This window comes from Streptomyces populi, assembly GCF_002911015.1.
Lineage (GTDB): Bacteria > Actinomycetota > Actinomycetes > Streptomycetales > Streptomycetaceae > Streptomyces > Streptomyces populi.
Map to the genome: position 1 here is coordinate 103,568 of NZ_KZ626842.1, position 20,211 is coordinate 123,778.

The 20,211-nt window shown below is 73.3% G+C and carries 17 protein-coding genes; 8 read left to right on the forward strand and 9 right to left on the reverse strand.

All coding sequences use genetic code 11. The features are described from left to right. The first annotated feature begins 95 nt into the window (after positions 1 to 95). Entirely contained in the window at positions 96 to 869 is a 774-nt protein-coding gene (locus CW362_RS02685; protein WP_103547683.1) for a GNAT family N-acetyltransferase, read from the forward strand. 407 nt (positions 870 to 1,276) lie between these two features. After that, positions 1,277 to 2,080 (forward strand): lysophospholipid acyltransferase family protein, encoded by an 804-nt coding sequence (locus tag CW362_RS02690; RefSeq protein ID WP_240657624.1) that lies wholly within the window; start codon positions 1,277 to 1,279, stop codon positions 2,078 to 2,080. 20 nt (positions 2,081 to 2,100) lie between these two features. Here the strand turns inward: CW362_RS02690 and CW362_RS02695 are convergent, their stop codons facing one another. The 3 genes from CW362_RS02695 to CW362_RS02705 form a co-directional block, all read right to left on the reverse strand. Next, entirely contained in the window at positions 2,101 to 2,823 is a 723-nt protein-coding gene (locus tag CW362_RS02695; RefSeq protein WP_103547685.1) for a PH domain-containing protein, read from the reverse strand. A gap of 113 nt (positions 2,824 to 2,936) precedes the next feature. Continuing rightward, positions 2,937 to 5,291 (reverse strand): ATP-binding cassette domain-containing protein, encoded by a 2,355-nt coding sequence (locus CW362_RS02700; RefSeq protein WP_103547686.1) that lies wholly within the window; start codon positions 5,289 to 5,291, stop codon positions 2,937 to 2,939. A gap of 107 nt (positions 5,292 to 5,398) precedes the next feature. Next, entirely contained in the window at positions 5,399 to 5,899 is a 501-nt protein-coding gene (locus CW362_RS02705; protein WP_103547687.1) for a methylated-DNA--[protein]-cysteine S-methyltransferase, read from the reverse strand. A gap of 209 nt (positions 5,900 to 6,108) precedes the next feature. On the opposite strand from CW362_RS02705, the gene CW362_RS02710 reads away from it, so the two are divergent. The 3 genes from CW362_RS02710 to CW362_RS02720 all read left to right on the forward strand — a co-directional run bounded on the left by CW362_RS02710 (position 6,109) and on the right by CW362_RS02720 (position 10,567). Continuing rightward, entirely contained in the window at positions 6,109 to 6,882 is a 774-nt protein-coding gene (locus CW362_RS02710; RefSeq protein WP_103547688.1) for a nuclear transport factor 2 family protein, read from the forward strand. Positions 6,883 to 6,961: 79 nt separating this feature from the next. After that, positions 6,962 to 7,930: an aldo/keto reductase gene (locus tag CW362_RS02715; protein WP_103547689.1), complete on the forward strand. Its 969-nt coding sequence runs from the start codon at positions 6,962 to 6,964 to the stop codon at positions 7,928 to 7,930. A gap of 459 nt (positions 7,931 to 8,389) precedes the next feature. Further along, positions 8,390 to 10,567, forward strand: coding sequence for a ricin-type beta-trefoil lectin domain protein (locus CW362_RS02720; protein WP_240657621.1), 2,178 nt, complete (start codon positions 8,390 to 8,392; stop codon positions 10,565 to 10,567). Positions 10,568 to 10,604: 37 nt separating this feature from the next. On the opposite strand, the gene CW362_RS02725 is transcribed toward CW362_RS02720, so the two are convergent. The 3 genes from CW362_RS02725 to CW362_RS02735 all read right to left on the reverse strand — a co-directional run bounded on the left by CW362_RS02725 (position 10,605) and on the right by CW362_RS02735 (position 14,442). Then, complete coding sequence (locus tag CW362_RS02725) at positions 10,605 to 11,861, reverse strand: polysaccharide deacetylase family protein (protein WP_206300843.1); 1,257 nt, start codon at positions 11,859 to 11,861, stop codon at positions 10,605 to 10,607. A gap of 298 nt (positions 11,862 to 12,159) precedes the next feature. Next, a complete protein-coding gene (locus CW362_RS02730) occupies positions 12,160 to 12,903 on the reverse strand; it encodes a DUF4232 domain-containing protein (RefSeq protein WP_103547691.1) in 744 nt (247 codons plus the stop codon). Positions 12,904 to 13,047: 144 nt separating this feature from the next. After that, positions 13,048 to 14,442: a serine/threonine-protein kinase gene (locus CW362_RS02735; protein WP_103547692.1), complete on the reverse strand. Its 1,395-nt coding sequence runs from the start codon at positions 14,440 to 14,442 to the stop codon at positions 13,048 to 13,050. 46 nt (positions 14,443 to 14,488) lie between these two features. On the opposite strand from CW362_RS02735, the gene CW362_RS02740 reads away from it, so the two are divergent. Next, a complete protein-coding gene (locus tag CW362_RS02740; RefSeq protein ID WP_103547693.1) occupies positions 14,489 to 15,040 on the forward strand; it encodes an RNA polymerase sigma factor in 552 nt (183 codons plus the stop codon). Positions 15,041 to 15,184: 144 nt separating this feature from the next. Here the strand turns inward: CW362_RS02740 and CW362_RS02745 are convergent, their stop codons facing one another. Next, on the reverse strand, positions 15,185 to 16,534 hold the full coding sequence (locus CW362_RS02745) for a jacalin-like lectin (RefSeq protein ID WP_103547694.1): 1,350 nt from the start codon (positions 16,532 to 16,534) through the stop codon (positions 15,185 to 15,187). Positions 16,535 to 16,566: 32 nt separating this feature from the next. Continuing rightward, positions 16,567 to 17,946, reverse strand: a complete 1,380-nt coding sequence (locus CW362_RS02750; RefSeq protein WP_103547695.1) for a glycoside hydrolase family 43 protein — start codon at positions 17,944 to 17,946, stop codon at positions 16,567 to 16,569. 232 nt (positions 17,947 to 18,178) lie between these two features. Between CW362_RS02750 and CW362_RS02755 the strand changes: the two genes are divergently transcribed. Beyond that, on the forward strand, positions 18,179 to 18,670 hold the full coding sequence (locus CW362_RS02755) for a phosphatase domain-containing protein (RefSeq protein ID WP_103547696.1): 492 nt from the start codon (positions 18,179 to 18,181) through the stop codon (positions 18,668 to 18,670). 45 nt (positions 18,671 to 18,715) lie between these two features. Here the strand turns inward: CW362_RS02755 and CW362_RS02760 are convergent, their stop codons facing one another. After that, positions 18,716 to 18,931 carry a dodecin gene (locus tag CW362_RS02760; protein WP_103547697.1) on the reverse strand — a complete coding sequence of 72 codons (216 nt, stop codon included), beginning with the start codon at positions 18,929 to 18,931 and terminating at the stop codon, positions 18,716 to 18,718. A gap of 283 nt (positions 18,932 to 19,214) precedes the next feature. Here CW362_RS02760 and CW362_RS02765 point away from each other — a divergent pair, with 283 nt between their 5' ends. Next, positions 19,215 to 19,991, forward strand: a complete 777-nt coding sequence (locus CW362_RS02765) for a cobalt-precorrin-6A reductase (protein WP_103547698.1) — start codon at positions 19,215 to 19,217, stop codon at positions 19,989 to 19,991. Positions 19,992 to 20,211: the final 220 nt, after the last annotated feature.

Below are 20,211 nucleotides of genomic sequence, written 5' to 3' on the forward strand. Positions count from 1 at the left end.
CCGTTCGGATCCGGCCTGCCGCCCCCCGCGCTCCCGACTCCCCTGGAGCAGGGGGTTCCCCCTCCGCCGAACCGGCCCGTGACCAGGAGAGTGCCATGACCGGCGTTTCCACCCTCGACACCCCGAGCGAGCCCCTCGCCCCCACCCGCTACACCGTCACCCTGGCCCGCGACGAGGCCGACGTCCGGGCCGCGCAACGGCTGCGCCACGACGTCTTCGCGGGGGAGATGGGCGCCCTCCTGAACACCCCGCAGCCGGGTCTCGACCTCGATGCCTTCGACGCGTACTGCGATCACCTGCTGGTCCGCGACACGGAGAGCGGCCAGGTCGTCGGCACCTACCGGCTGCTGCCGCCCGAGCGCGCCGCGGTCGCCGGACGGCTCTACTCGGAGAGCGAGTTCGACCTCGGCCCGCTGGCCGGAATACGCCCCGGGCTGGTCGAGGTCGGCCGCTCCTGCGTCCACCCCGACCACCGCGACGGCGCCGTCATCGGCCTGATCTGGGCAGGGATAGCCCGTTACATGGTCGACGGCGGCCACGAATGGCTCGCCGGCTGCTGCTCCGTACCGCTCGCCGACGGCGGCACCCTCGCCGCGGGCACCTGGGACCGGGTGCGGGCCAAGCACCTGGCCCCCGAGGAGTTCCGCGTCCGCCCGCTGCTGCCCTGGAGCGCCGAGGGCGTCGCCCGCCCCGCCCGCACCGAACTGCCCCCGCTGCTGCGCGGCTACCTGCGCCTCGGCGCCTGGGTGTGTGGCGAGCCCGCGCACGACACGGACTTCGGGGTCGCCGACCTGTACGTGCTGCTGTCGATGCGCCGGGTCGACCCGCGCTACCTGCGGCACTTCCTCTCGCTCGTCCCCGCCCGATGAGCACGCCCCGCACCGGAGCGCCCCACCCGCCGGCCCTCCACCGTCACCGGCCCGCCGCGGTCCCGGAATCCGCGCCGTCCGCCGACGCCGTCCCGGCACCCCGACGACCTGTCCCCGACCCGTCCCAGAACGCGCGGCCCGCCCCAGGGCCCGTCCAGGACCCGCGGCCCGCCCCGGGTTCCGGCCAGGACCCGCGGCCGGTTGCCGGACCGGTGCGGGTCGCGCGGCCCGACGCCGGCCGTGCCGAGATCCTGCGGCCCGTCGCCGGTCCTGGCCGGCTTCCCGCCACCGATCCCGCCCGCGTCCCGCGGCCGGGCGTCCGGCCCGTGCCGGCCGGGCGGCCCGGCGCCGGTTCCGTCCAGCCCCGGCGGACCGGCGCCGGGCCCGTACGGACGGCCAGTGCCTGGCTGCCCACCGCCCCCTGCTCGCCGCGCGACTGCGTGGAGTCCAGGCGCCCCTGGACGGGCGTGCCCCGGGCCGTCCTTCGGCTGGCCGCGCTACTGGCCGTGGTCGTCCTCGGAATCGCCCTGGTCCCGCTGATCGCACGGCTGCGGGACCCGTCGCGCCAGAAGTGGATCCGCCGCTGGTGCCTGGCCGTGGTGCACACGGCCGGGGTCCGGACGCGGATCACCGGAGCCGCGCGGCCCACCGGCGGAGTCCTGATCGTGTCCGACCACGTCTCGTGGCTGGACATCCCGCTGCTCGCCGCCGTCCGCCCGGCGCGGATGGTCGCCAAGACCGAGGTGCGCGGCTGGCCCGTGGTGGGAGCGCTGGCCGCCCGTGGCGGCACGCTCTTCATCGACCGGGACCGGCTGCGCGCCCTGCCCGGCACGGTGGACGAGGTCGCCGCCACCCTGCGCGGCGGTTCGGCCGTCGCCGCGTTCCCCGAGGGCAGCACCTGGTGCGGCCGGGCCCGGGGCCGCTACCGCGGGGCCCTCTTCCAGGCCGCGCTGGACGCCGGTGTGCCGGTCCAGCCGGTGAGCATCCGGTACCGGTCCGCCGCCGGAGCGACGAGCACCGCGCCCGCGTTCGTCGGCGAGGACCCGCTGCTCGCCTCGCTGTGGCGCGTGGTCTCGGCGCGCGGTCTGGTGGCCGAGGTGAGTCTGCGGCCCCTGCTCCCGGCGGGAGGCCACCCCGACCGCCGGTCCCTGGCCGAGGCGGCGTGGGGGTGCACGGGCGACCCCGGCTCGCCTCCCGGGACGCACCGGTGAGACCGGCGCCCCGGCGCCGTTCAGCCGTTGCGTACGCGCCCGCGGTACGAGGTGATCGCGGTGACCGTGAAGACCAGCGGCGGGCCCGCCCCGATCACCGCGAGCGGCTGGAGCACCGACCCCGGCCATCCGGGCATGTCCACGAAGAGCGGCAGCAGCATCAGCACGGTCAGCGGGACGAACGCCGGCATCGCGGCGGAGAGACCGGCCGTCAGCGCGCCCCGGCGGGCGGCGTGCCGGTCGATGCGGACGGCGGCCTCGGCGCTCGGCGCCCAGTCTGCGCCGCGGAGCTCCTCCCAGGCCTCCACCAGGGCCCCGACCTCGTTCGCGACGTTCACGTGCAGGTTGTCCAGGAAGGGCAGCAGCATCCTGCGGCCGTCCCGGCCGTAGGCGTACACCAGCACCGCGGGCGCGGTGTCCTTCCTCGCCGCGGTGGGGTTCCTCTCGGCCCGGATGCCCTGGATGTCCTCCCAGGCCGGCCGGCGCCGCCTGAACACACCGCGTACGTGGATGGCTTCGAGGTCCGCCGTGGTGGAGCTGTGCAAGGTGGTGCGGAACAGCCGGCCCATCAGCGCCGCCCACGCGACGAGGAAGGGGTACGTGAACGCGGTGGACAGACCGTCGGCGTCGAACAGGGCCTTCGCCACGCTCACGGTCCCCGTCACGATCACCACGAGGAACGTCAGCTCCCTCGACCGGTTCATCCGGTACTCGCGTGGCAGCCTCTCGTACTCTGTGCGCACCGCCCCGCTCCCCCCGCCCCGACCCTCGGCGCGGCACCATGCCGGCGTCCCGACTTCCTCGTGTCGAGGGATACATGACCTTTGACACACCCGCCCGGAGCGCTGCCGTGGCGCTAGCGACGGCCGGCGAGTGCCCGGGCGAGGTGCGGTGCCGTCCGGCCGGGCGCCGTCGCCACCTGCTCGGGCGGCCCGGCGGCCACGATCCGGCCGCCCTCGTCACCCCCGCCCGGCCCCAGGTCGACGACCCAGTCGGCGCCCGCCACCACCGTCATGTCGTGCTCCACCACCACGACGGTGTGACCGGCGTCCACGAGCCCGTGCAACTGCCGCATCAGCACCTCGACATCGGCCGGGTGCAGTCCCGTCGTCGGCTCGTCGAGCAGATAGAACGTGTGCCCCCGTCGTACCCGCTGCAACTCGCTCGCCAGCTTGATGCGCTGGGCCTCGCCGCCCGACAGCTCCGTGGCGGGCTGGCCGAGCCGCAGATAGCCGAGACCCACGTCGAGCAGCGTGCCGAGACTGCGCGAGACGGCCGGGGTGTCCGCGTCGGCGAAGAAGCGCGCCGCCGCCTCCACCGTGAGATCGAGGACCTGCGCGATGTTCCGCCCCCGGTACGTCACCTCGAGGGTCTCGGGGTTGTAGCGCGCGCCGCCGCAGTCCGGGCACGGCGCGTAGGTGCTCGGCAGGAACAGCAGCTCCACGCTGACGAACCCCTCGCCCTGACAGGTCTCGCAGCGCCCGCCGGCCACGTTGAAGGAGAACCGCCCCACCCCGTAACCGCGCGCCGAAGCCTCCTCCGTCGCGGCGAACACCTTGCGCACGACGTCGAACAGTCCCGTGTACGTGGCGAGGTTGGAGCGGGGGGTGCGGCCGATGGGCTTCTGGTCGACACTCACCAGCCGTCCGACGCCCGCGAGTTCCTCGGTCACCTCGCCGATCAGCGTGGACTTCCCGGAGCCGGAGACCCCGGTGACCGCGGTGAACACGCCCAGCGGGAACCTGGCGGTGACCCCGCGCAGATTGTGACGGGTCACCGGGCCGACCGACACCACGCCCCGGGGCTCGCGCACGGTCCGCGCGGGCCCGGGGGAGCGGTCGAAGAGGAAGCGCGCCGTCGCCGACTCCCCGACGCCCTCCAGCGCGGCGACCGGCCCGCTGTGCAGGACCCGCCCGCCGTGCTCCCCGGCCCCCGGGCCCACGTCGACCAGCCAGTCGGCGCCGCGCACCACGTCGAAGTGGTGCTCCACGACGAACACCGAGTTGCCCGCCGCCTTCAGCCGCTCCAGCACCGTCACCAGCGCTTCCGTGTCCGCCGGGTGCAGCCCGGCGGACGGCTCGTCGAGGACGTACACCACACCGAACAGCCCGGACCGCAACTGCGTCGCCAGACGCAGGCGTTGGAGTTCGCCCGCCGAGAGGGTGGGAGTGGCCCGGTCGAGGCTCAGATACCCGAGCCCGAGCTCCACGACGGGGGCGATACGGGCCGCGAGGTCCTCGGTCAGTACCCGGGCGGTCTCGGATCCGCCCGGGAGGGACCGCGCGAGCTCGGTCAGCGGCAGCGCGGCGAGTTCCGCGATGTTCCGTCCCCCGAACGTCACCGCCAGTGCCTCGGGCCGCAGCCTGCTGCCGCCGCACGCCCGGCAGGGAGCGGTGGCGAGGAAGCGTTCGGCCTTGGCCCGCAGGGTGGCGCTCTTCGTGTCCGAGAAGGTCTTCATCACATAGCGCCGGGCGCTCATGTACGTTCCCTGGTAAGGGCGTTGAATCCGCTCGGCCTCGCGCACCGGATGTACGGTGACCACCGGCTGCTCGTCCGTGAACAGGATCCACTCCCGCTCCTCGGCGGGCAGTTCGCGCCAGGGCCGGTCCACGTCGTGGCCGAGCGTGTCGAGGATGTCCCGCAGGTTCTTGCCCTGCCAGGCTCCCGGCCAGGCGGCGATCGCGCCCTCGCGGATCGTCAGCGAGGGATCGGGGACCAGCAACTCCTCCGTCGTACGGTGGACCCGGCCCAGACCGTGGCACTCGGGGCACGCCCCGGCGGCCGTGTTCGGCGAGAACGCGTCCGAGTCGAGCCGCTCGGCGCCCGCCGGATACCGTCCCGCGCGCGAGAACAGCATCCGCAGGGAGTTGGACAGATTGGTGACCGTGCCGACGGACGACCGCGAGGTGGGCGCCGATCTGCGCTGCTGGAGCGAGACGGCCGGCGGCAGCCCGGTGATCTCCCCGACCTTCGGCGCCCCGACCTGGTGGATCAGGCGCCGCGCGTACGGGGCGACCGACTCGAAGTACCGCCGCTGCGCCTCGGCGTAGATCGTGCCGAAGGCCAGAGACGACTTCCCGGACCCGGACACGCCCGTGAACACCACGAGCAGGTCCCGCGGGATGTCGACGTCGACGCCCCGCAGATTGTGTTCCCGGGCGCCGCGGACACGGACGCGGGAGTCGTGGGGGCGGCCGTCGGGGCTGGGCATCGGCGGGACTCCTGGAAGGCGGCCCGTACCGCGGGCCGGTGGTCCGCGGCCCGGCCGTCGGCGGGGCTGAGGGCGAACCCCACGATCCTAGGCCCCGCCCGGTCCCGCTACTCGGGCACGCTCTCCAGGTCCAGGAGCTGCCGCTTGCGCTCCAGGCCCCCGGCGTAGCCGGTGAGCGCCCCGCTCGCGCCGATCACACGGTGGCAGGGGCGGACGATCAGCAGCGGGTTCGCCCCGAGCGCCGTACCGACGGCACGGACCGCGGCCCTGGACGCGCCGATCCGTGCGGCGACCTCCCCGTAGCTGACCGTCGTGCCGTACGGGACGGTCTCCAGGGCCTTCCAGACGCGCCGCTGGAAGTCGCTGCCGCTCGGCACGTACTCGATGTCGAAGGCGGTCAGCCGGCCGTCGAAGTACGAGCGCAGCTGGGAGGAGATCTCCCGGAAGGCGTCCGCGTCCTCGTGCCAGCCCTCCTGGACGACCGCGCCGTGCTTCTGGTCCGGCACGGACAGCGCGGCGAGCGCGGTGCCGCCCCTGGCGGTGGCGGACTCCTCACCCACCAGCAGCAGTCGGCCGAGCGGGCTGTCCATGGTCGTGTAGACCGTCATCGGTCCGGTCCTTTCCGAGGTCTCACAGCGTGTTCACCCCCAACAGTGCGCCCTGCGCGGTCTCCCGTCCGGCGGGATTCGGACAGAGCGCTGACCGGGAGGGTCCGGCGCGGCCGTACGGGGCGCGCCCTCCCGTCCGCTGGGGTCGCGCCGGGGCCGGTGCGGGCACACGATCGAAGTCGACCACTCCGCACGGCCCAGGAGTCCCCATGGTCTGGATCCCGCAGATCTCCGACCTCGTCGACCGGCTCGGCGCCGCCGAGCTCGCCGACGCCCTGCGCGATCCGGCGGCGGCCACCGTGCCCGTCGCCCTCGACGACCCGGAGGCCGGCCGGATCAGCGGTGTCGTGGTCCTGGAGGCCTGGCTGGCCGTGCAGGACACCTGGCGGGCGGAACACGGGGCGGACATCGAGGAGGTCGCCGTCACGCTCGGCGAGCGACGGGCGGTGGGGGAGTGGGTGGTGCGCCTGGAGGGCACGGACGGGGAGCGCATCGGGCTGCCCGTGGCCGCAGCCGTGGACCTCGCCTCCACGCTACCGGTGCGGATCCACCACTCCCGCCTGCCGCTGCTCGGCCGGCACGTGGTGCGCCGGCCGATGGTGCCGCCGGACCCGCTGGCGCACCCCTCCGACGTGGTGGGCGCCTACAAGGCGGCCCTGGACGCGGGGGACACCGCGGCCGTCGTCGCCGCCTTCGGACCGGACGGCTCCTTCCGCGGGCCGGCCGACGACACGTCCCGGCACACCGGGGCCAAGGAGCTGACCGAGCTCTACGACTCCTTCTTCTCCGCGGGCGGCGGTATCCCGCTCAAGCTGTGCACCGTGACCGAGGACGGCACCCGCAGCGCGTTCGAGTACATCTGCGACCGCTGGGGCGGCGCCGACCTGCCCCCGCAGCCGGGTCTCGCGGTCTGCGCCCGGGGCGGCGATGGCCTGATCGTGTCGGCGCGGGTGTACGACGACGTGGAAGCCCCGGTGGAGTAGGGCTGCCGGGCGTCCGCGGCGGGCAGGGATCTGTCCTCGGATCTCCCCACCCCCACCGGCAGCGAGAGCAGGAGTGAGCATGCAGTACGTGAAACTCGGTTCGACGGGTCTGGACGTCTCCCGGATCTGCCTCGGCTGCATGAGTTTCGGCCTGCCCGGCCGCGGCGTCCACGAATGGACCCTCGACGAGGAGGCCTCGCGTCCCTTGATCCGCCGGGCCCTGGAGGCCGGGATCACCTTCTTCGACACGGCGAACGTGTACTCGGACGGCACCAGCGAGGAGATCGTGGGACGGGCGCTCGGCGAGTTCGCGCGCCGCGACGAGATCGTCGTCGCCAGCAAGGTCCACGGCGCCATGCACGAGGGCCCCAACGGCCGTGGCCTGTCCCGCAAGGCGATCATGACGGAGATCGACAACAGTCTGCGCCGCCTCGGCACCGACTACATCGACCTCTACCAGATCCACCGCTTCGACCGGCACACCCCCGTGGAGGAGACGATGGAGGCGCTGCACGACGTGGTCAAGGCGGGCAAGGCCCGTTACATCGGGGCGAGTTCGATGTACGCGTGGGAGTTCTCCAAGGCCCAGTACACGGCCACGCTGCACGGCTGGACCCGGTTCGTGTCCATGCAGAACCACTACAACCTCCTCTACCGCGAGGAGGAGCGCGAGATGCTGCCGCTCTGCGCCGACCAGGGGGTCGGCGTCCTGCCGTGGAGTCCGCTCGCCCGCGGCCGGCTCACCCGTGACTGGGACACGGCCACCGAACGCAGCCGGGGCGACGCGTTCGGCCGGAAGCTGTACCAGGAAGGCGACCGCGAGATCGTCGACGCCCTCGCCCGCATCGCCGCCGAGCGCGACGTGCCGCGCGCCGGGGTCGCGCTCGCCTGGCTGCTGCGGCGCGACGGTGTGACCGCGCCCATCGTCGGCGCCACCAGGGAGGGACACGTCGACGACGCGGTCGCCTCGCTCGATCTGGAGCTCTCGGACAAGGAGACCGAGGAACTGGAACGGTCGTACACCCCCCGGGCGATCAGCGGCCACTGACGCCCGCCGGGAGCGCTCCGCGCCGTTCGGCCGGAACCCCGGAGGTCCGTGCCGGGGTGACGGGAATTCCGTGCGGAAAGGTGCTCGGATGAGCGCGTGAGAGCGCTCCCATCGTGGAGACTTCGGGACGGAAGGTCGGAGCGCCGGGTTTCCGAATTTCTTTTGGAGCGGACTGACTGACATTCGGTCAATATTCGCGCCGGCGCCGCATTAAGAGAAAGTCCGGGATCGCTTGTTACTGCTCGTCGCTCTGTGCAATGGTGTGCGTTGTCGGCGTGCAGACAATAGTGGCTTCGTTCTGCGCGCGTGCGGCGCGCCCGCTCGCCCCGCCCGAAAGGGCTGTCGGAGGTGGTCGTTCGCGACGCCACCCCCATGGGTAGGCCCTCCGGTTCCGGCGGGCGGTCCACATACCCATTGGTATGGACTATCTGCCGCGCTGCCCTTGGAAGGAAAGCGGACGTGAATGACGGAACGCTGTCGCATTCGTCCGACCCCGACCGCTTGTTCGAGGTGTCGGATGAACGGCTCGCGGCCGAGCTGAAGAGGCAGGGGGGCGCGTCGGCGAACTATCCCGTCGGGGAACTCCTGGACCGCCACTGGGAGGCGGTGTTCTCTTACGCGCGGCTGTGCACCGGCGGTGTACGTCCCGCCGGAATGCTCACCACCGCCTCATTCACGCGCCTGTTCGGGGATTCGCTGCACCAGAGCGGGCCGAGCGCCGCCTGGCGGCCCCAACTGCTCGTCACCGTCCGCCGCATGGCGGCCGAGTGGCTCGTGGACCAGCGGCGCGAACTGCTCGATCCCGACCTCCTGACCGAAGCCGGCGGGGAGGGCGGGCAGGACCGGGCGGCGGCACGGCTGCTTCCGCCGGAGAACAGGCGCCTGATCTCCCGGGCGTTCCAGCGGCTTCCCGAACCCTCCCGCTGTCTGCTGTGGCACGGAGAGGTGGAGGCCGAACACCCGGAGGTTCCCGCCGCCCTGCTGGGGATCTCCCCCGAGGACGCGGTCACCGAACTGGAGCGGGCCAGGGAACGTCTGCGCCAGGGCTGTCTGGAGATCCACCACGAACTCGCCCCCAGCCAGGAGTGCCGCCGCTACCACCGCATGCTCGACGTCTCCTTCCGGCGCGGCGGCATCGACCTCGACCCCGACCTGCGCGCCCACATGGACGAGTGCGGCCACTGCCGCTACGCGGCCGACCAGCTGAGCCGGTTCAACGGCGAACTCGCCGTCCCGCTCGCCGAGGCGGTGCTCGGCTGGGGCGCCCGCGCCTACGTGGCCTCGCGGTGGGAGCGGGCCGCGGCGGCGCTGGAGTCCCGGGGCGACCGGACCGGCCCCGCCTTCGGCGGCGGACCGGCGGACACCGTCGGCGAGGCCCTCATGGACGGAGCCGCGGGAGCCGGCGCCGGTCCGGCTTTCACGGGCAGGGGCGGTGGTGCCCCCTTCGGCACCGGTGCCGGCCCGGCCGCCGGGACCCCCGGGATCGTCGAGTTCCGGCCCGACGCCGACGACGCCCGCCCGCCCGGCCTTCCCCCACGCACCGCACCGGACGGCTTTCCCCACCCCGGCACCCCGTCCACGGCCCACGAGGCCACCGCACCGCAGCCGGTGGTCCCGTCCGGACAGGACGCTCCCGCACCCGGCGGGGACGACCGTCCCTCGCGCCGCCGGGCCGCGCCCCGGAACGGCACCGGCACACGCGCGTCCCGCAGGGCCACCGGGCGCAAGGCCTCCCGGCGCGCACCGGGACGCCGTGACGTCGCCCTCGCCGTGCTGACCGTCAGCGCGCTGATCACGGTCCCGCTGCTCCTGTGGGCGGCCGACGCGGACTCCGACGGCCGGCACGACACGGCCGACGGCGGCCACTCCTCCGCGACACCGAGCCGGGGCACGAACCCGTCGTGGACCCGGACCGGGGAGAAGAAGGACGGCGCCGTGCGTGGCAGGCTGCACAACACCGCGACCGGACTGTGCGTCGGCTTCGCCGAGGCGAAGCCCGTGGCCGGTGCCGAGGCCCGGCTCGTCCCGTGCTCCTCGGAGTCGGCGGCACAGTGGTCGTACGCGACGGACGGCCTGTTGCGCGACGCGGACCACCCGAGCCTGTGTCTCGACTCGCACCTGGGCTATTCCGTCCGACTGGCCCCCTGCGCGGGCCCGTCGAAGCCCGCCGCCGAGAACGCCCGCTACGACTTCACCCTCCAGGGCGTGCTCGTGCCGCGCTGGAACCAGGACCTGGCCCTCGCCCCCGCGGCGGCCGAGGGGGAGTCGGCGCTCGTCCTCAAACTCCGCGAGGACGGGCCGGTCCAGCACTGGACGTTCGACACCTCGTCGCCCTCGCTCCAACTGGAGGTCGTCAACTGGGACTCCACGAAGGGCGACGCGAGGGGTTCCACCACGGGAAAGCCGTCCGCGCCCGCGACGGCACCGGCCGGCCCCCGGACGCCCACCGCGACGGCCGCGACCCCCGGCCACGGGACTCCGTCCGCGGAACCGTCCGGCGGCTCCTGCTCCTCCACGTCCGTCCTCTGCTCCGGGGACGGATCGGGCGGCTCGGTCCGGGACGGCGAATACGGTACGGGCTCCGGTTCCGGCGGTCACGGATCGTTCGGCGGAGGGGGCTGGGGAGGCCGCCGGTGACGCCACGGACTCCGGCGGCCCCCGTTGTCCGGACCTCTCAGGACGAGGCGGTGCCGGAGGACGGGGCGGCGGAGTCCGCCGCCCCGGCCGTGCCCAGGAACTCGGCCCAGCCGCCGAGCGGCGACTGTCCGGGGCCGAGCGTGCGCAACTTCCGCAGGACCGCGGGGTCCTGGGCCTCCAGCCACTTCACGAGCTGGCGGAAGGAGACCATGCGGACGTCGTCGTGCCCCGCCATCCGGGAGAGGGACTCCTCGACGGCGTCCATGTAGATGCCGCCGTTCCAGCGCTCGAAGTGGTTGCCGATGAAGAGCGGGGCCCGGTTGCTCTCGTAGGCGCGCCGGAATCCGGCGAGATAGCTGTCGCGGGCCTGCGTCCGCCAGGCGTCGTGGCGGGTGCGGTCGCCGAGCGGGTCGGCGTTCGACTGATTGGCCATCAGGTTGTAGTCCATCGACAGGACCTGGAAGGAGTGGCCGGGGAAGGGGATGGACTGGAGCGGGAAGTCCCAGATCCTGCCGCCCTGCACCTTGGAGGGCCACATCTGGAGTCCGCCGGGCGAACTGGCGTCGTACTTCCAGCCGAGGGCGGCGGCGGTCGGCAGCAGGTTCGACTGGCCCTCCAGGCAGGGGGTGCGGCCGCCGGTCAGCTCCTTCTCGTAGTCGAACGGCAGCGGTTCCAGGTCGGTGAAGCCGGTGTTGGTCCGCCACTCGGTGACGAACTTCTTCGCCTGCGTTATCTCGCTGCGCCACTCGGCGGGCGACCAGCGGCGGACCCCGTCCGGGCCGCAGAAGTGACCGTTGAAGTGCGTGCCGATCTCGTGTCCCTCCAGCCAGGCCGCGCGTATCTGCTGGAGCGTCGCGTGGATGTGCCGGTCGGAGAGGTAACCGATCGCGGAGGCGCCGACGGGGTGCCGCGGCGGGTGGTAGAGGTGCTTCTTCGACTCGGGCAGGGTGTATATGCCGCTGAGGAAGAAGGTCATCGACGCCCCGTGGTCGGCGGCGACCTTGCGGAAGCGGGAGAACAGCTTGTTGCTCAGCTCGCCCGCGCCGTCCCAGGAGAAGACGACGAACTGCGGCGGGCGTTCACCGGGCTTCAGCCGCTCCGCCCTCGGCTGCTTCGGCTGGGCCCCGGTGTCCGCCGTGGAACCGTCCCCGATCTTCCTGGCCGGCACGGGCCGCGCGGGGCCCTCGCCGCCGCTTCCCATGGACCAGTCCCTGGCCGAACAGGCCGCGAGGGCCCCCAGTGCGCCCGCCGACGCCGTCGCGGTCAGCAGTCGCCTGCGTGAGACACCGCTCATGATTCGTCCCCCCGATGCTCCTGGCACCGGCCCGGGTCGTGGGGCCGGTGCCTCGTCCGTGCGACGCGCCGTTCACGGGGTGCGTCAAACGGTGGGATGCGCGAAATTCCGGAAAAGGTCGCGGCAATCGGGACGTGTTGCCGTTCTGTGACGAACCGCGCGATCCGGGAGGCGGGCGGTGCCCGGAGGGGCGCCGCCCGGCGCGGCGACGGCGGGGCGCCCGGGTGCGCCGCGCACCGCCGCGGCAGTCGTCGCCGCCGAGGTCGCCGACGCTCCCGCGGCCGGCACGCGCGTACGGTCAGGGGGCGGTCCCGGGGCTGAGGACCGTCAGACGGACCGACGACGCGTTGCCGGACACGGGTACCTCGCCCTGCGTCCACGTCACCGTGAGGGAGTCCAGCTCGTCGGGCGGCGTGACGACCAGTGAGGCGGGGGTCGCCGTGGCCGCGCCGCTGATCTCCGGATTGGAGAAGGTGAGGCCCGACCACGCGCTGTGGCCGGGCGCGAGCACGACCGTCGTCGGCGTGCCCGGGGACCGCCGGGGATCGGGCCCGAGCTGCTTGCCGGACGCGTCGACGAAGGCCGCGCCGGGGTAGCCGCGCACGGTGCAGGTGCGCCCGGACCTGTTGGTCAGGACGACGGGGAAGTTCTCCTGCCCCGCTCCGGGATCGTTGCGGCCGACGGAGGCGCGCAGCTCCGAGGTGTGGCAGCGCCCGCTGCCGCCGCCGCTCCCGGAGGTGGCCGTGGCCGGGGCGGATCCGCTCCCCGTCCCGGTTCCCGTCTTCTTCGACGGGGTGCTCGCGGCCGGGCTGGCGGCCGGGGTCGAGCCCGCCTTCGTGCCCGTGTCGCCGGAAGCCGGCCCGGCCGTGCCGGGAACGGTCTTCGGAGAGCCCTGCGGGGTGCCGTCGTTGCAGGCGGTCAGCAGGCTCAGCAGGGCGACGCCCACGAGCAGCGCGGCCCGCCGGGCGGTGGGTGAAGCGCGGTGCGCGGACACCGCGCCGGTCCGGTCCGTGTCCGCCACCGTGCGCGAGAAGGTCGACATGTCACCACTCCTTGCGAATCTCCGTACGAGCCCATCGCACGAGCGCGGGGCGTGCCGCCCCTCGTCACTACTCTTGGATGCGCCCGGGGACCGAAAAGTTCTCGGGATCCCCGCCGGATTCCGCCGGGTCCCGTCCGCTCAGGATCAGGCCTCGACGCGCAGGGAGCCGATGACACCGTCGGCCGTGCGGTCGTCGCCGCCCTCCTGGCGGATCTGGACGTACACCTGGGCCCGCCCGCCGCTCCCCGCCGCGGTCAGCGCGGCCTCGGTGAGACGGCCGTCCGTGCCCGCACAGCCGTCCCAGGTCCGTATCAGCCCGTGCCAGCGCGCGCCGGAATAGGCGCGGCTCCCGGCGTAGTGGCATCCCGGGTGCGTGATGGCGCGGACCTCGCCGGTCACGTCGCCGTGCTCGCTGAGTCCGACGAAGGCCCCGTCGACGTCGGCCCGGAGGTCCGGCCAGCTCGCCAGGCGGTCCGCGACGACGAGACCGGGTTCGGTGCCGTCCCGGAGCCCCAGCGACCGCGGGTTCCACCCCGAGTCGCGCAGCTGCCCGCCCCAGGCCACGGGCACCTCGACGCTGATCCGGCCCGTGCGGTCCGCGACCGGCAGGGTCCTCGCGCCGGGCCCGTCCGCCGACAGGACGGCGGTGACGCCGACGGCGCAGGCCGCGGCGACACCGGCGGACACGAGGAGCGGGGTGCGCCGGAGCCGCCGGTTCCGCCGGGGCGCGGGGACACCTTCGTCCCCGGCCTCCCCGGCCAGCCGTTCGAGTTCTGCGGCGAAGGCGTCCGCGCTCGGCCAGCGTCGCTCCCGGTCGGGTTCCATGGCGCGCAGCAGCGCCCGTCCGACGTCCGGGCCGACGCCCGTACGGAGCCGGTCGGGGCGTTCGACCTTCCCGGGCGGCCCCGGAACCGAACCGGTGACGAGGTGGTGGCCGAGGGCGCCCAGGCTGTACACGTCGGCCCGCTCGTCGATGCCGTGGCCGGGCCGGATCTGCTCGGGCGGGGTGTAACCGGCCGAGCCCGCCGCGATGGTGAGCCCGGAGGCCTGGGCCAGGATCTTGGCGAGCCCGAGGTCGGCCAGCAGCACCCGGTCGGATCCGCCCGGTGTGCTGCGCAGCAGCACGTTGGACGGCTTGATGTCGCGGTGCACGATCCCGGCCGCGTGCAGCGCGGCGGCGCCCCGTGCCGCCAGCGCCGTCAGGCGCAGCGCCTCCGCGACGGGCAGCGGTCCGGCCCCGACCCGGTCGGCGAGGGTGCCCCCGTCCGCGTACTCCATGACGAAGTAGGGTCTGCCGTCCGGGAGTTCGCCGATGTCGTAGACCTGGACGACCCGGCTGGAGTCGGCCTTGCGCAGCAGCCGGGCCTCGGAGAGGAAGCGTTCTCGGATGTCCAGGCGGTCGATCCAGTTCTCGGTGAGCACCTTGACCGCGACGGCCGCGTCGAGAACGTCGTCGTGGGCGAGCCAGACCACACCGAAACCACCGGCGCCCAGGCGCCGTTCGAGGCGGTAACGGCCGATCCGCTCCAGGGAGTGCATACGACTATCATGCCTGGCCTCTGGTCGGCATCGAGGGGAGCGCCAGGTGGGGGACGCGGCGGAGACCGAGGAACTCGCGCGGAAGGCGGCGGCCGGTGACCCGGAGGCGCTCGACGTCCTGCTCCGCCGGATCCGGCCCGAGGTCGTGCGGCGGTGCGGGCGATTCCTGCCCTGCCGTGAGGACGCCGAGGAGGCGGCCCAGGACGTACTGCTCCAAGTCGCCCGCGGAATAACGGCGTTCGAGGGCCGAAGCCGGTTCGGCACCTGGCTGTACACGGTGGTCGCCAACTGCGCCCGGCAGAAGTACCGCGAGCTGAAGCGCCGTGCCGCCGAGCGGCCGGAGGCCATCGACGCCGCGCGGTACGTCGATCCGCGCACCACGAGCGTCATCGCGGGTTCCAGGATCGACCTCCTGGAGGCGCTGGAGCGCCTGGAGCGGGAACACCCGCAGCTGGTCGAGCCGTTGGTCTACCGCGACATCTGCCAGCTGGAGTACGCGGAGGCCGCGGAGCGCGTCGGCGTTCCGCTCGGAACGCTCAAGTCCCGTCTGCACGAGGCGCGCAGAAGGGTCAGGCCCTGGCTGTCCGACACTTTCTGACCGGCTGACCGGCTGACCGGCTGACCGGCTGACCGGCTGACCGGCTGACCGGCTGGGTGGCGACGGGTGGACGGGTGGACGGGTTCGGCTCGTTCCCGCCGGGTCCGGGAACCCGGCGGGAACGAACGCGCGGTCCGTCGCCCGTCAGCGCCGGGTGTAGATGAAGCCGATCTTGTCGACCTCGTCCCCCGAGCGGCCGTGGAAGCCGGCGATCTGCCGGCCGCTCGGCGCGGCGCGGGTCACGCAGTCCGAGGTCGTCGTGCCCCCGGCCAGGGCGCGGCCGAGATTCGTGGTGAACTTCGCGTAGAAGATGCGGGTGTGACCGTCCTTCGCGCCCTCGCAGAGCTGTGCCGAGGTCACGTACTCACCGCTGCCGAGTGTCAGTGAGGCGGCCGTGCCGCCGGTACCTCCGTGGGCGAGCGTGGTGCCGTCACTCAGGGTCAGCCCCAGCCGGTCGACCCGGGAGCCGCTGCCGATGGACACGGCGGAGGCGCGGGCACCGGCCGGCACGCGCGCGATGTCGTTGAAGTAGTCGCCGTGCGGCCCGCCGAACTGGTCGCTGAGCTGGAAGGCGGTGTCGCGCGACCACGTGAACGACGCGGTGACCGGGTCGTGGTCGGAGAGCATCAGGCCGTCGGAGGTCAGGAAGCGGGTGTGCTCGTTGTGGTAGCCCGTGGCGTTCAGCGAGACGAGCTTGCTGCCGCGGTAGAGGATCTTGTCGACGACCTCGCAGGTGTCGGGCACCGTGGTGCCGCTCTGGTCGCAGACGAGGGCGTCGCTCCCCTTGGCCGGCGCGGTGCCGCCGCGGACGAGCTGGACCCACGCGTCCGTCAGCCCGTTGGCGGCGGCGAACTCCGCGATGGTGTCGCCGGAGCGGGTGTAACGGGTGTTCGTGTCGCCCATGACGACGACGGCGTTGCCCGCGGAGTGGGTGGCGATGAACGCGGTGAGCTGGTTCAGGTTGTCGGCGCGGGAGGCGAGGGCGCCGGCACTGGTGCCCGCGTTGGTGTGCACGTTGTAGAAGTCGACGTAGACGCCCTCGGCCAGGCGTTCGCGCATGAAGGTGAAGCCCTTGGGGGTCAGGCAGTCGCCGGAGTCGATCTGGCAGGAGTTCCAGCCGACCCGCTCGAAGTCGTCGGTGTCGTACGAGATCTTCGAGAGGGTGTTGAGGCCGCTGCCGATGCCCGCGCCGCCGCTGGTGGGAGTGCGGTGGGCGTGCGCGGTGTCGGCCGCGTACAGCGCCGCGTGGTAGTTGAAGTCCTCCTCGACGTGGACGACGTCGTAGGGGGCGATGAGTCCGCCGATCGCCGTGGTCGCGGACTGGCGGGGTGTCGGCGCGCTGGAGATGCCGTCGGGCAGTCCCGCGACGTTGTAGCTGAGCACGCTGAAGGTGCCGGAGTCGGCGGCCGTGGCGGGGGAGGCGGCCGCGGTGAGTCCGCCGAGTGCGGCGGCTGCCGCCGCGGCACCGGCGAGAAGTCTGCGGAGTGGGGACATCGGGGGTGTCTCCTGGGGGCGGGGGAGGGACGTCAGGAACAGACCGAGAAGGTGGCGTCGGCCTTGTCGGTGGAGGTGGAGATCGGATCGATGCGCAGCACGTGGTCCGCGTGCCTGAGGTGACGGTCCGGGTGGTTGTGGGAACGGAACGACGACCAGGACGGGTCGGCCAGGCCCGCGGTCCGGTGGAAGGTGGCGTCCTGCGCGAACGTCGTCGTCCCGTCGTTCACGGCGAGCGCCATCCGGTAGTCGCTGTGCCTCAGGTAGCGCGTCGGGTAGTTGACCGAGCGGAACGAGACGCCCGAGGCGTCGGCGAGTCCGGGTACCAGCGTCCACTGCGCGTCCGCGTACGGGTCGAAGGGGTACTCGTCGATCCGGCCGACGAAGTCGGCGTGCCGGACGTAACGGGCCGGATGGTTGTAGGACTTGAGCCGGTTCCAGGCGGGGGCGCCCCAGGTGGCGAGGAGACCGGTGTACTCCGTGGCGGTGATGGGCTGGATGCTCGCGTGCTTGGAGTTCAGCGGCTGGGTGTAGAGCCGCTGGTCGACCGCCGTCCAGGTGCCGCTCGCGAGACCGGCCGACTGCCAGGCGTAGAAGACCCCGTTCGGCGTGTAGGTGTCACCCCAGAGGAACCAGGTTCCCGTCGCCTGTGACCTGATGAGGATCGGGGCCTCGGTTCCGCCGTGCGCGACCGGAGTGCTGAACACGGTGAAGCTGCCCGGGGCCAGGGACGTCGACCGCGCGCCCACCAGGGTCTGGTCCTTCTTGAAATAGAGGTAGTTGACGCCGTCGACGCCCACCGCCAGATCGCCGTCGATCACGTCGTAGCCCGGGTCGAAGAAGACCTGCGCGGCCGACGCCGTCACGAAGTCGGACGTGTAATTGACCATGATGACGTTGTGACCGCTGGAGTTCACGGCGGAGTAGATGATCCCGTACTGTCCCCGCCCCGCGTCCCAGTACGCCTCCGGCGCCCAGCTGTGGGTGGCCAGGTCGTGCAGTTTCAGCCGGCGGTAGCCGCTGAAGGAGCGCAGGTCCGCCGAGTCCCAGACGTGGACGTACTGGCTCTGCAGGCTCCAGTCGGTGCCCTTGAGGTCGGTGGCGAGCACCACGAACGTACCGTCCTGCCGGCGCAGGACGAACGGGTCGCGCAGCCCGCCGGTCCCGCCGGACGGGGTCACGACGGGCTGGTTCTGGTTCAGCGGGGTCCACTGGAGCGAGTCGGTGCTGACGGCCAGATGGAGGCCGTAGTCCGCTCCGTCGCCGTTCGGGGACTCGGTGAAGTAGGCCATCACATAGGCGCTCCCGGCCGCGGCGCGGGCGGGCGGGGTGCCGAGGGCGAATGCGGCGGTGAGGCCGGCCATCGTCCCCAGCGCGGCACGGCGTGAGGGCTGAAGGGGCCTGTCGTTCATGCCGGTCTCCTCGCGTCTCGAGCGTCGGCGCCGGGACACGTCGGTCCGGCTCGCTGGTTCGGTATACCGAATGCTGTGCGACATGCTGTGCGAGGCATCACGGTAAGGGCTTACCGGTGATGTGAACAGGGCCTGTAGAGACGGAAGTTGAGCGTGTTCACGCCTTTTCTCGCGCGCGGGGCGGGGTGTTGTGGGCCGTCCGTCGTCACAGCCGCTGTCTAGGCTGGTCCGCGTGAAGGAACAGAGCAGCAGACCACTCGCCGTGTTCGACCTGGACGGCACGCTCGCGGACACCGCGCACCGGCAGCGGTTCCTGGAGCGCGCGCCGCGGGACTGGAGCGGATTCTTCGCGGCGGCCTCCGAGGACCCGCCGCTCGCGGAGGGCGTGGCGCTCGCGCTGAGCAGCGCGGAGGAGTGCGAGGTGGTCTATCTGACCGGCCGCCCCGAGCGGATCCGGCGGACGACCGTGGACTGGCTGGCCGAGCACGGCCTGCCCGAGGGGCGCGTCTGGATGCGGCGCAACGACGACCGCAGGCCCGCCCGCCGCACCAAGCTGGAGATCCTTCGCCGGCTGGCCCGCGACCGGGAGATCCGCGTCCTCGTCGACGACGACGAATTCGTGTGCGAGGAGGCGGAGCGGGCCGGCTTCACGGTCGTACGGGCACGGTGGGCGGCCGCGTCGGCGGCGCTGAAGGACGCGCAGGAGCGGGAGGGGCGGACCTGAGGGGGTTCTCGGCGGGCGTGGTGGACCCGCGGGGCGCGGGTCGGGTCAGTCGGCGTCCTCCAGCCGGAAACCGAGCTTCAGACCGACCTGGTAGTGCTCGATCCGTCCGTTCTCGATCTGACCCCTGACCTGCGTGACCTCGAACCAGTCGAGGTTGCGCAGGGTCTGCGAGGCCCGGGTGACCCCATTGCGAATGGCCTGGTCGACGCCTTCGTGGGAGGTCCCGACGATCTCGGTGACCCGGTAGGTGTGCTCGGACATGCGGCTGCTCCTCTCCGCCGTGGCGGGAGTGCCAGGCGTGATTCCACGGTGCCCCACCGGGTGGCGCTCCGCGAGACGGCGGGGTGACCAGGGTGATGCGGGACCGGCCCCGGAGGCGGGCCGGGGCCGGTCCGACGGTTCCCGTCCGCCCCGTGACGCCGTGCACGCCCTCGGGCGAGCCGGGCCGTGGGCCTCGGTGTGCTTGAGTTGCCCCCGCGACCTTCCTCGGCCCGGCCCTGGCGTCGCTGTCCACGCCTCACTCCGCGGAAGGGAACCGGACGTCGTGCACGTACTGATCCTGGGTGGTACGACCGAGGCCCGCCGTCTCGCCGAGAACCTGGCCGCGGGGACGCGTCCGGACCTCAGGGTGACGAACTCGCTGGCCGGGCGGGTGGGCGCGCCCCGGCTGCCGCCCGGCGAGGTGCGCGTGGGCGGCTTCGGCGGTGCCGAGGGGCTGGCGCGGTGGCTGCGCGAGCACCGGGTGGACGTGTTCGTCGACGCCACGCACCCCTTCGCCGGAACGGTCAGCTTCAACGCGGCGCGGGCGGCCGCCGTCACCGGTGTCCCCCTGCTCGCCCTGCGGCGCCCCGGCTGGGCCCCGGTCGAGGGCGACGTCTGGCACGAGACCGGCTCCCTGGAAGAGGCGGCCGGCCTCCTGCCCTCACTGGGCCGCAGGGTGTTCCTCACCACGGGCCGGCTGGGACTGGCGGCCTTCGCGGCCCTGGAGGACCTGTGGTTCCTCGTACGGTCCGTGGACCCGCCGGGGGCGCCGGCTCCGGCCCGCATGGAGGTACTGCTCGACCGCGGCCCCTTCACGCTCCAGGGAGAACGGGAACTGCTCCTGCGCCACGCCATCGACGTCGTGGTGACGAAGGACAGCGGCGGACGGGCCACCGCACCGAAACTGACCGCGGCCCGTGAGGCCGGGCTGCCGGTGGTCGTCGTGCGCAGACCCCCGGTCCCCGCCGGTGTCCCGGTCGTGACGGACCCCGGGGCGGCCGTCGACTGGATCACGGAGCGGCTCCGCCCGGGCACTTCCCCGGCACGGACCGAACCCTGAGGCGCGCTTCGACGCGGCCGGCGTCCGCTCGGTCCCGGGCCTCGGCGGGTGAGGACCCGCGCCGACGGACGAGGACGAAGACGGTCAGGCCGGTCAGTACCAGTGCTCCTCCGCCGACGGCGGCGACGGTCCAGGCCGTCGGACCGGAGCCGCCCGGCGCGCCGATGGCTTCGACCGTGACGGGAGCCGTGCTGTTTCCCGGGTCCCTTTCGGACCTTTC

Coding starts and splice junctions, on each gene's coding strand:
- CW362_RS02685 (WP_103547683.1), top strand. CDS start 96: ATGACCGGCGTTTCCACCCTCGACACCCCGAGCGAGCCCCTCGCCCCC.
- CW362_RS02700 (WP_103547686.1), bottom strand. CDS start 5,291: ATGCCCAGCCCCGACGGCCGCCCCCACGACTCCCGCGTCCGTGTCCGC.
- CW362_RS02705 (WP_103547687.1), bottom strand. CDS start 5,899: ATGACGGTCTACACGACCATGGACAGCCCGCTCGGCCGACTGCTGCTG.
- CW362_RS02710 (WP_103547688.1), top strand. CDS start 6,109: ATGGTCTGGATCCCGCAGATCTCCGACCTCGTCGACCGGCTCGGCGCC.
- CW362_RS02715 (WP_103547689.1), top strand. CDS start 6,962: ATGCAGTACGTGAAACTCGGTTCGACGGGTCTGGACGTCTCCCGGATC.
- CW362_RS02725 (WP_206300843.1), bottom strand. CDS start 11,861: ATGAGCGGTGTCTCACGCAGGCGACTGCTGACCGCGACGGCGTCGGCG.
- CW362_RS02730 (WP_103547691.1), bottom strand. CDS start 12,903: ATGTCGACCTTCTCGCGCACGGTGGCGGACACGGACCGGACCGGCGCG.
- CW362_RS02735 (WP_103547692.1), bottom strand. CDS start 14,442: ATGCACTCCCTGGAGCGGATCGGCCGTTACCGCCTCGAACGGCGCCTG.
- CW362_RS02745 (WP_103547694.1), bottom strand. CDS start 16,534: ATGTCCCCACTCCGCAGACTTCTCGCCGGTGCCGCGGCGGCAGCCGCC.
- CW362_RS02750 (WP_103547695.1), bottom strand. CDS start 17,946: ATGAACGACAGGCCCCTTCAGCCCTCACGCCGTGCCGCGCTGGGGACG.
- CW362_RS02760 (WP_103547697.1), bottom strand. CDS start 18,931: ATGTCCGAGCACACCTACCGGGTCACCGAGATCGTCGGGACCTCCCAC.